Raw genomic sequence first — 14,804 nt, 5'->3', positions numbered from 1 at the left:
CCATGAATTAGTCCGATCCTAACACCAATCGATGCCACTTTCGAATTCGTTCGATAGACCCCGAACGCAATATTGTTCAGGCCGACAGTTCAGTGACAGAGACCATTAATCTGTTCCTCGGCCATCTTCTTCAGCGCCGTCCGATCCGTTTTTCCGGCTGGGCTGAGTGGCATTTTATCGAGGAACACGATGTCCTCGGGCGCTTTGTACCCAATGCTCTTTCTTGAGAACGCGACGAGCTCGCTCGGCGACGGTACGGGTTTCTCAGGGTGCAAAACGACGTAGGCCCGCACATTCTCTCCATGCACCAGATCATGGATTCCAACCGCTCCGGCCGCGGCAACGGACGGATGCGCAAGCAGCGAGCCTTCGACATCCTGCGGTGATATATTTGACCCATCATGCACGATGATCTGTTTCTTGCGGCCCGCAAACCAAAGATACCCGTCTTCATCGAACGACATGACGTCACCAGTGTCGAGCCAATCACCCACAATGGCCTTCCTTGTCTCGTCCGGCTGATCCCAGTAGCCCGTCATGTTCGCAGGAGAACGTATCCACAACCGCCCCTTAACATTATCCGGCAGCGGGTGCCCGGCTTCGTCCCGAACTTCGCCTTCGTAGCCGGGAAACAGCGGCCCGATGGAGCCCCGCTTGTTTACCCCATTGGGCGGGTTTCCGGTTGCGCAGCCGATTTCGGTCATGCCGTAGCTTTCGTGAACTTCAAAACCTGCCTTGTCTTCAAACTCCCGCTCCAGTTCGGCCGGAAGTTTGTCGCCTCCGGTCGCGCAATATCGGAGGGATGCAAAATCTTCATGCGACGCACCCTTGTCTTCGACAAGATGAGTAAGCGCCGCTGGCAAGATCCAGATGACCGTTGGACGAGCCGACCTGAACAAGGCCAGATACTCTCCAGGATCGAATTGACGGGCGATTGCAACCGTTGCCCCCGCGGCGAGCGCAGCGAATGAAAACCCAACACCCCCTTCGTGAGAAAGTGACGACGCTGTCAGGAACCTGTCACCTGTGTCCAACCGCAATCCTGCGGCTGTACTGGCTACGATCCAGCCAAGCGTTTCGGCAGTATGTGTAACCCCCTTTGGCGGACCCGTGCTGCCTGAGGTAAAGAAGATGAAAGCCGGTGCGGCCGGGTCCGGGGCCGGCAAGCCAATTGCTTCCGGTTCCTGCGAAATCAACTCCTCGAGTGAGTTCACCTCTTGCTTGCTTGGCCCATAGAAAAGCGTACCTGAGGGAAGTTGTGGCACTTCGGCACTCAGCAACAAATCCTGCTGACGCTCGGTGTGCGCAACCATCAGCGCTGCCTTACTGACGGACAGGGCGTGATCGATTTCAGGTGCCATATAGCGGTAATTCAACGGCGTTGCGACCAACCCCGCCCGGATACATGCGATATATAGAACCTCTGAAATACAGCGGTTTGGCAAAAGAGATGCGACACGATCCCCGGGTTTGAGCCCGAGAGACAGCAGGTTGCGGGCAAGTCGGTCGGCATCCCGGTCCAGTTCGCGCCAAGTCCAACTGGCTTGCATCGAAATTAGCGCAGGCTCATCCGGCCGCTCAGAAAGTCCCGTTTCCAATAGCGAGGATAGAGCCACCGGTTCGCCGAGTGCTGGTCCGCTATGGGACATACGCATCTCCATTGCTTGCTGCACCGACCTTAGCACAAGATGCTAATTTGCGCCTTTGTGCTAAAATTGAATGAAGTTTTGCACTCCCAGAACAATCCCGGAGGCTCCGGATGTATGAAGAACTTTTGCCTCACACTCTGCCTACCGAGGCTGAACGACTCGACCGAATGGCGCATGCGCATGACCCCGACACTTACTCAACCATCGAACGTCTGAACCTACCAGCAAATGCAAACTGTCTTGATATCGGGACCGGGCGTGGCAGTGTCGCAATCTGGCTGGCAGAGACATTTCCAGCCGCCAACGTAACTGCCAGCGATCTGGATCTGACATCCGTCAGGGAGAATACTCTACCGAACCTGACTTTGAAGAAAATCGACCTGCGACGCGACGACCTTGGCACAGGCGTGTACGATTTTGTCCATTGCCGTGCCGTGTTGTGCTTTCTGCCCAGTCGTATCGAGGTTCTGTCCGGTATATTTCGGTCGCTCAAACCCGGTGGTGTTTTTATTGCAACCGAAATGGATTTCAGTCGCATCGCATCTGGTCCAGACCGGTTTTGGGCGGCGTTTTGGACTGCTTATCTCGAATTTGCGGCGTCTCAAGGATGGGACCTTGGGTTTGGCGGCACGTTGCCGCGCGTTCTTGCCCGAACCGGCTTTACTGAAACAGATGCGCGGCACATTCAGCCCATTCTCAACCACTCCGGTAACACTGCTGGGTCCGCCGAAGCCGAAACGTGGTCTTTGACACTGGCGACTCTGGCTCCGCAGTTGATCGGGCAAGGGTTTATGTCTGAAACACTGCTGACCGAAGCGCTTTCAATTATTCGAAATCCCGAAGCCTGGACTGCCGGGCCTGGTTTTATGGTTGTCAGCGCAAGACGACCCAGCGCTTAGATGGTCCCGGTGCTAGCGTGCAAATAAACTTCATAGGTTTCACCGATCAAATCCGAAGATAACTCGAAGCGCTGATAGTTGTCTCTTTGGGATGAGTTTCGGTCACTCCATCTCGATAGCCGCCTAACCCTCTGCCACGGGATTTCGAGGACGGCCCTATCCGGACATTTGTCATCAAAATAGATGCTGCGACGCGGCCCTTCAAAGGCGAAGTTCGCTGCATCCGTGTAATTAGAGGTCACGGCAGGGTCAGAACAGCGAGATTGCCTGTTTCCCGCCCCGACTGGCGTAGGCGGCAGTAACCATGCCACCGCCTACTCCAGCACACGTGTTTCTGGCTCTTCCTGGATCACCGCGCTATGCATCCGCCCCAGCCAGACACCGTTGCCCGTCCGCGATGAGCTTCGCCAGAATGTCGCCGGCAGGTGCCGCAGAGCGGATCAGACCGATGCCCTCGCCTGCAAAGGCAGTTGCGACATCAGGATCCCCGCCTTCCTGTGCTGCCGCCCATTTTGCCGCTTCAACGCCCGCTTCCAACTTCAATGCGTCTTCTGAGCCATGCCATTTCTGAATGAACGGGTTGTTCAGAACACGGCCGTTGTAGCGGCCGGGCCAATTAAAACCGCGGACCACATCAACCACTTGAGTGCGGATTGTGTCGTCCCCAGTGGCCCGCAATGCGCGGTCCAGAATGCGCGGATGCACAAGCGCCTCGTGCGAGGCCCAGAACCGGGTCCCGATCACTGCCCCGTCAGTACAGGAAGGCTTCGATATGTGTTGAACCAAAAAGTCAGCCCTACTATTTTCTTGCTTCGCCATGGTGAAACCGAATGGAATTCGCGAAAACGACGTCAAGGTCGGCGGAACTCGCTCTTGACCAAGCGAGGGGTCGCTCAGGCAGTGACGTGTGCAAAAAGACTAAGGCACCGCATATCCAGCTGTCACTCTCTGACGACAATTTCAAGCCCACTTGGTCGAGCAGCACAGACAGCTTCCATAGTCGTCGAGGAACTTGGCCTACCCCCGGAAACCATCGAGTATGAAACCAGTTTGATGGAATGCAGTTTCGGGCAATGGGAGGGCTTGACAGAAAACGAGATCAAAAGGCGATTTCCCCAGGAATGGGAGGCGCGTTGCGCTGACCGTTGGAACTGTCCGGCACCCGGCGGAGAATCCTACGCTGACGTACATAGGCGAGTTTCTGAGTGGTATTTGGGCAAGTCATTTGATGGGCCAGTGATCATTGTTGGCCACGGTTTAACATCGCGCGTGTTTCGAGGGATCTATCTGGGCCTGTCCCCACAAGAGGTTTTCGCATTGAATGAACCTCAAGACGGATTCATCAAGTTGCGCGACGGACATTCAACCTTGATTGAACATTAGGGCCTTGGCGTTTGAACATTCGCAGCAAGAATCCGGTGTTTCGCGGGCTTCGAGGCTGGAAAACTATTTGCGGAGAAAAAAATCAAATCGTCTCATTCCGGTTAAACTCGCTCCGAGCCAGAAGCGGTATGAACGGCATTGCCTCTGTTCAAGGTAACAATTCGCGGATCGATTTGTTCTTTCTTGGATTGCTTTTTAGGTCGAGGAGCAAATCTTCCAGCTCTGGCTGTTTGAGTGCTTTCGCAGCACCCTTGGGCGAGAACCAATGCCTCTTTCTTTGGTGCCTTTCCTTCCAACGGCGCTTTACCTTATCGACGTAAAGTGGGTAGACGGTGGCTTTCACTTGGACACTGGTACCGTCATTAATTACTTTGGCGTATTCGAACTCACCGATGGGTTTGCGGGAAATTGTGCCTTCCACCCCGGCCTCCTCGAGCGCTTCAATTTCTGCCGCACGCCAGTCTTTCTCGCCATCCATTGGCCAACCCTTCGGCATGATCCAACGCCCCGTGTCACGCGACGTGATCAGGAGGACCTTGAGGCGGTCACCGAACAACTGCAGCGGCAACGCTGCAACTTGCTTAGCACGCTGAACCACTATGCTTTTCGCCTAGCTGACCAGATTAAAGTGATGTGATTGATCCTTTCGATTATGACAGGAAGAAACAAGAAAAGCGTCAGGTTCTTGCGACTCAGAACTCACTGGTTTCCGGCACGCCAACTGATACCCAAATCCGATAGATGCCTTTGAACCCGCCCGGGGTAGTCAGATACTATTGCGTCCACACGCAGGTCGATCATCCTGCCTATTTCTTCGTGCTGATTGACCGTCCAAACGGCGACGCAAAGGCCCAGCTCTTTTGCATATGCCACATTTTCAGCTGTCACATCCGCGTAGTACGGGCACCAAAGCGAACCGCCAGCTTGCTTGACCAAATTTGGAATTTCATCACGACGACCACGCAAGTCAGGGCAAATCGCTTTCGAGGAATCCTCGCCGACGTCATCCGCGTTATCCGGAAACTGCGTCAGGTAGGAAGACGGCATATCAGGAGCTTGTCGCTGACATTCCTCCAGAAGTTTCCAGTCAAAACTGTGCAGTACCGCGCGCGACGAAAGACCTTTGGCGCGAACTTCCTGAAGAACTCGCCCGACAAAGTTTCCTCTATGAAGCGGATCATGGACCACGTCAGGATCCGACTTCAGTTCGAGCATCAGATAGGCGTCGCCGTATTTTGGTTCACTTACCAAATCTAGCAAGTCCATTAGCCTAGGGACACGAACGCCATCCAATTGGGCCTGGTCTGGAAAGCGTTGGCCATAGGCAGAAAGCCCGTCTAACCGTCCAATATCGAATTGCTGGATCTGTTCGAAAGTCAGTGACGAAACCTTCGGTTCCTCGCCGGTCAGAAACAGGCCATCTGCGCCGCGAAAGCTTGGTGCGTGCAGACGATGATTGTGGGTTATGACCGGAACGTCATCCGCCGTCAGGACAACATCAAACTCAAGAAGTGGGACATTGATGGAAAGCGAAAAGTCAAAGCCAATCATGCTGTTCTCGGGCAAAACCCCTCGTGCCCCTCGATGGCCCACGACCCGGATCAGGTTTTCTCCACCCCGGAAGGCTTCGACTTGAGGAAACACCATTAGCCTTCCAGCCTTTCACCGGTTGACTGGTCAAACAAATGCATGTGCTCGGGGGCGACCGAGAACCGCATGTTCGGATGCCGGCCTTCGATCGGATGGACGCCCGGAAGACTTATCGTGATCGCACCGCCGACCCCCGCGAGTTGACCGTGCAACAAAGTGTTTGCCCCAAGCGGTTCTGCCATCTGAATCGCCGCTTCCAGCGGACCATTATCATCCAACAACAGATGTTCTGGGCGTATCCCCAGCTTCAACGCGCTATCAGGACCTACAGATCGGCCGACCGCAATTTCACCGATCTTGATCGTTCCTTTTTCACGACGGGCGTCAAACACATTCATCGCGGGGCTGCCAATGAACTGTGCCGCGAACAGAGTTCTGGGCGCTTCATAAACCTCCAACGGCGTTCCAATCTGCTCGGCAATGCCACCATTCATGACGATCATCCTGTCGGCCATCGTCATGGCCTCGACCTGATCGTGGGTCACATAGAGCGCCGTGATCCCCAGCTTTTCCTGGAGTTCGCGAATTTCCAGACGCATCTGAACCCGCAGCTTGGCATCAAGGTTCGAGAGCGGCTCATCAAACAGGAAGACCGCTGGCTCACGGACAATAGCCCGACCCATTGCTACGCGCTGACGCTGGCCACCTGATAGCTGTCTGGGTTTGCGATCCAGTAAGGGTTCCAGCTGCAACAGCTTGGCAGCTTCGGTCACTTTTTGATCGATCTCAGCCTTGGGTAACTTGGCGATTTTCAGGCCATATCCCATGTTTTGTCGTACGGACATATGTGGGTAGAGCGCATAGTTTTGGAACACCATCGCGATATCGCGATCCATCGGTTCCTTGTCGTTAGCCCTTTCCTCTCCGATCCGGATTTCGCCCGCAGTTACGGTTTCCAGACCTGCAACCATCCGGAGTAGCGTGGATTTCCCGCAGCCCGAAGGGCCAACGATCACGATGAACTCACCGTCCGCGATATCTATGTCGATGCCATGGATGACGTCGGTTGGGCCGAAGCTCTTTTTGACATTCTCAAGGGTTACTGTTGCCATTTCTTACTTCTCGCTATCGACAAGGCCGCGGACAAAGAGCTTTTGCATCGACACAACCACGATGACCGGCGGGATCATTGCCAGAATGGACGTCGCCATAATGACAGGCCATTCGGCCACATCATCACCGGAGGGGAACATCTGTTTGATACCCATCACGATGGTGTTCATTTCGGGGTCGGTGGTGATCAAAAGCGGCCAGAGATATTGGTTCCACCCATAGATGAACAGGATCACGAACAACGCCGCGATGTTGGTCCGGCTCATGGGCACGACGATATCAATGAAGAACCGCATCGGGCGGGCACCGTCGACTCGAGCCGCTTCGGCCAATTCATCCGGGATCGTCAGAAAGAACTGCCGGAACAGGAACGTTGCCGTGGCCGAGGCGATCAGAGGGAAGATCAATCCGTAATAGCTGTTGAGCATACCGAACCCGGCGACAACTTCGAACGTCGGAACGATACGGACCTCGACCGGGAGCATAAGCGTCAGGAAGATCAGCCAAAAGAACGTCGTCCGCCCGGGAAAGCGAAAGTAGACAATCGCAAAGGCAGAAAGCAGTGAGATCACGATTTTGCCCACCGCAATCCCAATCGCCATCACGAGGCTGTTGAACAGCATCGTGGCGACAGGGACGTTCACACCAGAAAACAGCGCGGCCTTGTAGTTTTCCCAGAACTGGTCACCCGGCACTAACGGCATGGGAGGCGTCACGATCTCTGGCTGAGTGACAGTCGAGGCGACAAACGCCAGCCAGATCGGGAAAAAGATGATAAGCACTCCAAGGATCATCATGGCATGGGTCAGCCAGATCCCCATCCCGCGCTTTTCGACCATTCCGTGTTGTTGGGTCGCCATCAGTAATGCACCCTCTTTTCCACGTATTTGAACTGGATAACGGTCAACAGACCGACAACGATCAGCAGAATGACTGACTGCGCCGAGGACGAACCTAGATCCTGTCCCACGAACCCATCCGAGAAGACCTTGTAGACCAGAATGGTCGTCGCCTGCTGCGGCCCGCCTCCGGTGATCGTGTGGATAACGCCAAAGGTTTCAAAGAAGGCGTAGACGACATTGACCACCAACAGAAAGAACGCGGTAGGTGACAAAAGCGGCAGCACGATCGTGAAGAACCGGCGCCAGAAGCGCGCACCGTCGATCGCGGCGGCCTCAATCACGGACCTTGGAACTGACTGCAATGCCGCGAAGAAAAACAGGAAGTTATAGCTGATGCGCCCCCAGGCCGAGGCGACAACAACCAGCCCCATGGCCTCGGTTCCGTTTAGGACATGGTTCCAGTCATAGCCGAGTTGGCCAAGGTACCACGAGACGACGCCGACGCGTGTGTTGAACATGAACAGCCACAGCACGCCTGCAACAGCGGGTGCAACGGCGTAGGGCCAGATCAGCAGCGTCCGGTAAACGCCCGATCCTTTGATCAGGCGGTCCGCGATGACCGCCAGAAACAACGCCGGGATCATCGAGCACAGGGTGACAAGTGTTGAAAACACCGCCGTCGTCACGAAAGAGGCTCGGTAGAATTTATCGCTCAGCAGGAATTCAAAGTTACCGAGACCCACGAACTGGGACGACAGCCCAAAGGGGTCAGGTATAAACAGAGATTGCCAAACAGCCTGCCCCGCCGGATAGAAAAAGAATACAGCAGAAATGATGACCTGCGGGGCGATTAGCGCCAGTGGCAATAGCCAGCCGCGAAAGGTGACGCGTTTTTCCATCCCGATAAACCACCGAATAAAGAAAATGCGGGCCCTCAATAGGCCCGCATCAAATTACAACTTATTGATTGGCGGATTCGAACCGGCGCAGCAGCGCGTCACCGCGTTCTTTCGCGCTGTCCATCGCTTCCTGAGCCGTTTTTTCACCGGACCAAACAGCCTCGAGCTCTTCGTCGATGATGCCGCGAATCTGATCAAACGATCCCAAACGCAGACCTTTCGAGTTTGCGGTGGGCTCTTTCGCCGTCATCTGGATCACAGCGATATCGGTTCCCGGGTTTTCGTCGTAAAAGCCTGCGGCACGCGTGGCTTCACCAGCTTCGGCCGTGATCGGAAGATAACCGGTGTTCTGGTGCCACGCCGCCTGAACGTCCGAAGACGACAGGAAGCTGAGGAATTCGCCGACGCCTTTGTATTCCTCGGCGTCATGACCTTCCATCACCCAAAGAGACGCTCCGCCGATAATGGTGTTCTGCGGCTCGCTTGTGACGCCTTCCCAATAGGGTAGCGGGCGCACATCGAATTCGAACTCAGCTTCGGAGCTGATGCCAGCGTAACCGGCCGAACTTTCGGTAAACAATGCGCATTCGCCAGCTCGGAAGTTTGCACCACCTTCGTTTCTGCGCCCCGTGTAGATGAACTTGCCATCCTTGGCCCAGTCACCCATTGCTGTCAGGTGTGCGACCTGCGCCGGACCGTTCAGCATCAGCTCGGTATCCAGACCGGCAAAACCGTTGTCCTGCGATGCGAACGGAACGTCGTGATAGGCCGACAGGTTCTCGAGGTGAATCCAGCTTTGCCATGCGGTCACCAGCGGGCAGTCCTCGCCGCCAGCCTTCAGCTGCTCAAGTACGTCGCCAACCTTTTCCCAGGTCGATAGATCTGTGTCCGGATCAACACCCGCCGCTTCGAAGGCATCGCGATTGACCCACAGAACCGGTGTGGACGAGTTGAAAGGCAGTGAGAGCATTTCTCCGTCCGTTGTAGTATAGTACCCTTTGACAGCGCCAATGTACGCGTCAGGATCAAACGATGCACCGCTTTCAGCCATCACTTCATAGACGGGTTTGATTGCACCTTCGGCCGACATCATCGTTGCAGTGCCCACTTCGAAAACCATTAGAATGTGGGGCTGCTCACCGGCGCGGAAAGCCGCAATACCTGCGTTCAGAGTTTCCGAGTAATTGCCTTTGTGGCTTTCGACCACGACGAACTCATCCTGGCTGGCGTTGAACTCTTCGACCTGCGCTTTGACAAGCTCACCCAGTCGGCCGGTGAAGGCGTGCCAGAACTGAACTTCAGTTTGGGCCATCGCCGCCACGGGGGACAACGCAGTAGTTACGGCGAGAGCGCCGAGAAATTGCTTATTCATGATTCCTCCCATGCATCAAACTGATGCGGTCACTAACACCAAGCGCAGTGCGCATCTGGTGAGATTATTATCCCACCGACGTTACATTGGGCTGAATATAATTCAAGACCTTATTATTGGCAAAAAACATAACATCATATTATATTTGAGGCTGTCAGCCAAAAGAAGGACCCACAATGAGCCGAACCTTGAGGATCAGACAACTGGAAGCGCTCATGGCGGTAACCATCAACGGCTCGGTCACGGGAGCCGCTTCTGATCTGGGAGTCAGTCAGCCGGCCGTCAGCAGACTGCTTTCCGATCTTGAAAAATCGCTTGGGTTTCAACTTTTTGATCGCCGCGAAGGTCGGTTAGTGCCGACACAGGAGGTGCGGTACCTGCAACCCAGCGTAGAGCGTGTTCTTGAACTGATGAGGCAGATATCGGATGTCAGTCAGGACATAACGCAACGCAAAGCGGGACACATCCGCATCGCATGTTTGCCTGGGTTCGCCACCAGTCACCTTCCCAAGGTAATCGCCACGTTTTTACAAGATCGGCCAGGTGTAACAATGACGATCGAGCCTGACAGGCCGGAACGTATTCTCGAGTGGATGATTGGTGAGCAATATGATTTCGGAATCACAGACAGTTTTAACGGGCATCCGGCCGTCGAAAGTAGAGACATCGATGTCCGTACAGTTTGCGTGTTTCCTACCGGGCATGAATTGGAAAAACTCTCCGAGGTGACACCAACGGATCTTGCAAATGCCAAGATTATTCACACACGGCGCGACAGCGATTTTTTTGGACAGCTTTCAAAAGCGTTTCAAAGCGCCAATGTCAAACTCAATTCCCACATCGAAGTCAGGCAGTTCACGGCGGCTTGTGAATTAGCTGTAAAGGGTGTTGGGATTTCCGTGGTCAGCGAGTTGGACGCCGTCCAGTATGCAAACGCCGGATTGAGCTACCGACCGTTCAAACCGCTCTTGTCACATACGCTTTCCCTTGTGCGTCCGATTTTGAAGCAACCGTCATTGGTGACGCTAGAGTTCATCGAGCAGTTCCAAGAGAGCCTAGCCCCGTTCAAGGCAGGCAAACTCCATCACTGATTGCAGGGCGGCAAACGCCAATGTTCGCCGTCAGCAAGCCGTACATTTTCGATCTTCATAGCTTGAAACCAATTCTTGAGCACTTGGAATAGCCCCCGAGATCGATCTCGCATTAACAGTCAAAAACCGCGAAAAGCCGAGTAGTTCTTCAATTTAGCATGGATGATTTAGTTCCTAATCCTAGGGCACTTTAGCGACCGCTTTGTCCGCTCACTTGCCTTTACTCGCCAGAATTCCCAACGTCCAGTTTCCGCAATTTGTGACCTGCCGCACAAGCGAAGGGCTGGACCACGTTAAATGGCCGGAAAGGGCTCAAACCGCCTGATTAACATTGTCGCAGCGAATGACCTTAGAGCTCTAACCGGACCTCCGCTCGCGCCACTGATATTGCTAGCGCAGCACGTCGTGAACCGCAGAAACCGGACGTTGGGTTTACCAGGCTAAATGGGCGGGGGGCAGACTTTGCCGCCACTCGATTTCAACGAATGAATGGCTGCTTTCTCTGCCACGGGGATTTCAGGTTAGCGCAGCTTGCGACTTTCTGTACAAGCAAAGCGTCAGGTGACTATCAAGGTCTGGTAGGTGTTTGGCCTCGTTTGAACCAACATTCCTACTCGTTTGGTGGCTGCGCCGGACTCAGATCCAATTTATCGATGGCGATGTCTAGATCGCGATCATTGATCAATTTGGCGTACTTACCAATTCTCCCCCCAAGCTTCGGAAAGTTCCATTGTCTTCCTTGGTATGAATGATTTGAACGAGCACGCCGCCAGTAGCCGAAAATGTAACCATGATTCCCGGCCACGCCAGGATTTGGTTCTTCGAGAAGCAGTCATTCGTCGTAGATCGCCAGAAGGTAGCATTGTCCGCTCAGCCGACCTTGATCCGGTCTGAACCGACCCGATGACCTACTGAAACCGCCGGATGACTGGTCTGAGCCGATTGTGTTTAAAAACTCGAAAATCCGAGAAGACCGAAAATTTGCAAACGCGCGACCGCCCGAAAAAGTCCTCCACTGCCATCGCCGACAGCCGATGAGGCGCTCCCTTGCAGCCGGTGTTAGGTTTTGGCCGACCCCTCAGCCGGAAATTCCGACCAGCTCTGTACGTGCAATAATTTTAATCTAGTTCCACTAAATCTGGACTTTTTCAACACTATCAAGCCCAAATCGCACACTCGTTTCTGGCGCCGCTTCCAAAGCGCATGGGTGTATACCCCATAATCCGGCAGTCGCTCGAGCCAATTGCGGAAAGCAGATCAGACTTGGTTTGCATCTTTTCGTCGGTTCCGACAACCAAATTGGAATCCGACATTGCAATGTGCTTTCAGTCGTTTGGTATCCACCACAGTCCAATTTTTTGGAGCCGTGACTTCGACCCATGGTGAGATGTAATCCTGTGCAAAATAAGCATGTCCATGGCCCGGTGGTGCGCCAAAGGACAAGGCCATGTCGAGCGCCAGTTGGAAGTGCGTTACGACTGGGACAAAGACGAGGTGCTTTGAGACATCCTCGGCAGGAGGCTCGTTCATCCAAGGTGGCGCGCGCCATACCGAAAGCGGGTCATAGAAGACGATCGGGTCGCTGGAATACTGCAGAAATACGATCCTCATGTCGCCCCAATCCGAACCGGCTTGCGAGGCATCCGAGAAATGGGATGAATACCTGACAAACGATCCGCTTCCGATAGTTGGGAGTACCCAGGGGCTACCGGGTTCGCGAGCGTGCTGTACATGCTGCCAGAACCGCGATGGAAATGGCGGGCCAGCCCAGAATGCCCCGTCGATCGGGTCATCAACTAGGCGAAAAAGGTTCGTAGCATACATCGACGACCACGCGCCTAGACTTAGACCATGCGCGTACAGCCTTGGGCGGCGGTCCTTCGGCAGTGTTCGCCAATATTTGTGCACTACTTCGAGAAGCACCGTCGCTTGATCGAGGCCAGTTCGGGTTTCTAGAACCAGGGCCAAAGGCGATTGCAGATAGGAGTATTGGACGCTAACTGTCGCGATGTCGCCGTTGTGCATATATTCCACCGGGTCGTGTGAACCGGGGTCCATCCACCCGGTCCCGGTGGGACTTGTGACAATCAGAACTTCCCTGTCAAAGGCGTTCAATCGCTGCAACTCGGCCAGCGCCAGCTCAGCCCGTTCCATTGGCGTCTCGCCATTGGCTCGGCCGACATAGACACGGATCGGGTTCATAGCAGGTTTGCCAGTAAACGCGGATATCGCTTTGGCGTTCGGGCCATCCAGGACGAAATCCCGGCCCGGCTGACCCATCGCGGCCCAGTCGATCAAGGATGCTTCAGAGCCCGCTTGATCCGGCCGTTCGGGTAAGGCGGGCGCGACATCAAAGAGCATTTGAGCGGCCTCGTAGCTTTCATCAAGCCCCCTAACCACTCGATCAAAAATACCGTCGCGGGTGACGACAAAAATAATCAAGGCAACTGTCACGACGCCCAGAACGTTAGCCCTTCGCGGCGGCATAAAACGATAGAAGCGGCCCCTGATCCATCGAAACAAGGCCGCCACTAACGCGCCGATTAGGAAAAAGACTGCGAAGGTACCCGCGCCAGCCAAAAGTATCTGCACCAAGTGTTTTGCGTCGGCAAGTTCCATCCCCATCTTTGCACGAATCTCGTTCTGCCATTCGAGGCTGAAAGTTAGTGCCCAGATCGCAAATCCGGCGACCAAAGCTGCAAAGATAACCTTCCCGCCAAGCGCCGGCCGCCCAAGCATGCGCGGCAGATCTGCAGCAAGCCAAACCAGTTCAATCACCCGTCCCAAAAGGTATCCTAGGGCAACCAAGATCCCGCCTAGAATTCCCTGAACTAAAGGCCCGCGCGGAATGAGAGATGGGGTTAGCGAGGCGGCGAAGAACAGAAGACCCAATAGTATGCATGGTAGGGACATCCCAGTAATCAGTGATCTTATCCACCGCACGATCGACCCTCCCCGAGCAAAGGCAGTTCAGTCAGCTTAGTAAAATGCCAGGCTATGGGCCATGTTTATCGCGTATAGTTGTGGCGTGTGGCCTGCGCCGTCCCGACTTTCCTGACTTGAACGCAACCAGTTCGGTGATCTCCGATGTTCGACTTTTTACCTGAGGCGTCATTCGACTGCTGTTCCTGTTCGGTCATACAGAAGTCGGTTGGTTTGTCGGCGGAGCAGACGCCTAGCTTACTCTGCTAAACGACCTGGCGAAACCAAAACCAACTGACCCAGCCCCCTAAACCGGGCCGTTTGGATTTAGAATCCGTTCCTGTTTTGCTCTGAAACCCAACCTTCTGCCACCTGGGCATAGAGTTTTCCGCATTTTCTCAGCATGACGGGCTGGTATCGTCATGTGAGTTTGCCAGCATTGCCGGAGGGATATTCCCGATGGCGCTGTGCGGTCTTTCTTCGTTGTAGTATCTACGCCATTCCTCCATCTTTTCGCAAGCGTCCGACAGCGACAGGAACCAATGCGTGTTCAGGCATTCTGCCCTGAACTTTGAGTTGAACGCTTCGATGAAGGCATTGTCGGTCGGTTTGCCGGGACGTGAGAAATCGAGCGTTACACCGTTATGGTAGGCCCATAAGTTCATATCCCGTGAGATGAGCTCGCTGCCATTGTCCACCCGTATCGTCGCCGGGAAGCCAATCTGCCGACACACCCGATCCAGCGTGGCGACAACGTCTTCGCCCTTGTAACTGAACCTTGGGTCAATGACGGGTGAGACGCGCGAGAATGTGTCGACCACGGTCAGAACGCGCAGTTTGCGGCCAGTCGCAAGCTGATCATGAACGAAGTCCATGGCCCACACATCATTGGGCCTCACGGCATCCGAACGATCCTCTCTCAGTTTGGCCTTCACCCGCCGTTTTGGTGATTTGTTCCGCAATTGCAGCCCCATCTCGCGGTAAATCCTATAGACTTTCTTGACGTTGACCGGCCAACCCTCACGGCGCAACACATAGTGCACG

Annotated in this window: 13 protein-coding genes; 3 read left to right on the top strand and 10 right to left on the bottom strand. The window is 54.6% G+C overall.

Annotated elements, in window-relative coordinates; all coding sequences use genetic code 11:
• Positions 1–89 precede the first annotated feature (89 nt).
• On the bottom strand, positions 90–1,649 hold the full coding sequence (locus MHN28_RS19630; RefSeq protein ID WP_239344272.1) for a class I adenylate-forming enzyme family protein: 1,560 nt from the start codon (positions 1,647–1,649) through the stop codon (positions 90–92).
• Positions 1,650–1,759: 110 nt separating this feature from the next.
• On the opposite strand from MHN28_RS19630, the gene MHN28_RS19625 reads away from it, so the two are divergent.
• On the top strand, positions 1,760–2,548 hold the full coding sequence (locus MHN28_RS19625) for a class I SAM-dependent methyltransferase (RefSeq protein ID WP_239344271.1): 789 nt from the start codon (positions 1,760–1,762) through the stop codon (positions 2,546–2,548).
• 357 nt (positions 2,549–2,905) lie between these two features.
• On the opposite strand, the gene MHN28_RS19620 is transcribed toward MHN28_RS19625, so the two are convergent.
• The gene (locus tag MHN28_RS19620) at positions 2,906–3,292 is read right to left on the bottom strand and encodes a hypothetical protein (RefSeq protein WP_239344270.1); all 387 of its coding nucleotides are present in this window, start codon (positions 3,290–3,292) and stop codon (positions 2,906–2,908) included.
• Here MHN28_RS19620 and MHN28_RS25100 point away from each other — a divergent pair.
• The gene (locus MHN28_RS25100; RefSeq protein ID WP_370645761.1) at positions 3,248–3,931 is read left to right on the top strand and encodes a histidine phosphatase family protein; all 684 of its coding nucleotides are present in this window, start codon (positions 3,248–3,250) and stop codon (positions 3,929–3,931) included. The genes MHN28_RS19620 and MHN28_RS25100 overlap by 45 nt on opposite strands.
• 148 nt (positions 3,932–4,079) lie before the next feature.
• On the opposite strand, the gene MHN28_RS19615 is transcribed toward MHN28_RS25100, so the two are convergent.
• From MHN28_RS19615 to ugpB, 6 genes are all read right to left on the bottom strand, one after another.
• Positions 4,080–4,529: an NUDIX hydrolase gene (locus MHN28_RS19615; protein ID WP_239344269.1), complete on the bottom strand. Its 450-nt coding sequence runs from the start codon at positions 4,527–4,529 to the stop codon at positions 4,080–4,082.
• A gap of 101 nt (positions 4,530–4,630) precedes the next feature.
• A complete protein-coding gene (locus MHN28_RS19610; RefSeq protein ID WP_239344268.1) occupies positions 4,631–5,578 on the bottom strand; it encodes a glycerophosphodiester phosphodiesterase family protein in 948 nt (315 codons plus the stop codon).
• Positions 5,578–6,633, bottom strand: a complete 1,056-nt coding sequence (gene ugpC, locus MHN28_RS19605; RefSeq protein ID WP_239344267.1) for a sn-glycerol-3-phosphate ABC transporter ATP-binding protein UgpC — start codon at positions 6,631–6,633, stop codon at positions 5,578–5,580. The genes MHN28_RS19610 and ugpC overlap by 1 nt, the downstream gene beginning before the upstream one ends.
• Positions 6,634–6,636: 3 nt before the next feature.
• On the bottom strand, positions 6,637–7,473 hold the full coding sequence (gene ugpE, locus MHN28_RS19600) for a sn-glycerol-3-phosphate ABC transporter permease UgpE (protein WP_170395270.1): 837 nt from the start codon (positions 7,471–7,473) through the stop codon (positions 6,637–6,639).
• A gap of 20 nt (positions 7,474–7,493) precedes the next feature.
• Entirely contained in the window at positions 7,494–8,375 is an 882-nt protein-coding gene (ugpA, locus tag MHN28_RS19595; protein WP_155150415.1) for a sn-glycerol-3-phosphate ABC transporter permease UgpA, read from the bottom strand.
• A gap of 61 nt (positions 8,376–8,436) precedes the next feature.
• Positions 8,437–9,747 carry a sn-glycerol-3-phosphate ABC transporter substrate-binding protein UgpB gene (ugpB, locus tag MHN28_RS19590; RefSeq protein ID WP_239344266.1) on the bottom strand — a complete coding sequence of 437 codons (1,311 nt, stop codon included), beginning with the start codon at positions 9,745–9,747 and terminating at the stop codon, positions 8,437–8,439.
• 176 nt (positions 9,748–9,923) lie between these two features.
• Here ugpB and MHN28_RS19585 point away from each other — a divergent pair, with 176 nt between their 5' ends.
• Entirely contained in the window at positions 9,924–10,838 is a 915-nt protein-coding gene (locus MHN28_RS19585) for a LysR substrate-binding domain-containing protein (protein WP_255733436.1), read from the top strand.
• A gap of 1,257 nt (positions 10,839–12,095) precedes the next feature.
• Here the strand turns inward: MHN28_RS19585 and MHN28_RS19580 are convergent.
• Both MHN28_RS19580 and MHN28_RS19575 read right to left on the bottom strand, forming a co-directional pair.
• Positions 12,096–13,751, bottom strand: a complete 1,656-nt coding sequence (locus tag MHN28_RS19580; RefSeq protein ID WP_239344264.1) for an alpha/beta-hydrolase family protein — start codon at positions 13,749–13,751, stop codon at positions 12,096–12,098.
• Positions 13,752–14,158: 407 nt separating this feature from the next.
• On the bottom strand, positions 14,159–14,804 hold a 646-nt coding region (locus MHN28_RS19575; RefSeq protein WP_239344263.1), incomplete at its 5' end, for an IS3 family transposase.

This window comes from Ruegeria sp. Ofav3-42 (assembly GCF_022347725.1).
Taxonomy (GTDB): domain Bacteria; phylum Pseudomonadota; class Alphaproteobacteria; order Rhodobacterales; family Rhodobacteraceae; genus Ruegeria.
The sequence above is the reverse complement of the archived record's forward strand: the minus strand, read 5'-3'. Positions and strand labels throughout refer to the sequence as shown.

Coding starts and splice junctions, on each gene's coding strand:
- MHN28_RS19630 (WP_239344272.1), bottom strand. CDS start 1,649: ATGTCCCATAGCGGACCAGCACTCGGCGAACCGGTGGCTCTATCCTCG.
- MHN28_RS19625 (WP_239344271.1), top strand. CDS start 1,760: ATGTATGAAGAACTTTTGCCTCACACTCTGCCTACCGAGGCTGAACGA.
- MHN28_RS25100 (WP_370645761.1), top strand. CDS start 3,248: ATGCACAAGCGCCTCGTGCGAGGCCCAGAACCGGGTCCCGATCACTGC.
- MHN28_RS19610 (WP_239344268.1), bottom strand. CDS start 5,578: ATGGTGTTTCCTCAAGTCGAAGCCTTCCGGGGTGGAGAAAACCTGATC.
- ugpC (WP_239344267.1), bottom strand. CDS start 6,633: ATGGCAACAGTAACCCTTGAGAATGTCAAAAAGAGCTTCGGCCCAACC.
- ugpE (WP_170395270.1), bottom strand. CDS start 7,473: ATGGTCGAAAAGCGCGGGATGGGGATCTGGCTGACCCATGCCATGATG.
- ugpA (WP_155150415.1), bottom strand. CDS start 8,375: ATGGAAAAACGCGTCACCTTTCGCGGCTGGCTATTGCCACTGGCGCTA.
- ugpB (WP_239344266.1), bottom strand. CDS start 9,747: ATGAATAAGCAATTTCTCGGCGCTCTCGCCGTAACTACTGCGTTGTCC.
- MHN28_RS19585 (WP_255733436.1), top strand. CDS start 9,924: ATGAGCCGAACCTTGAGGATCAGACAACTGGAAGCGCTCATGGCGGTA.
- MHN28_RS19580 (WP_239344264.1), bottom strand. CDS start 13,751: ATGTCCCTACCATGCATACTATTGGGTCTTCTGTTCTTCGCCGCCTCG.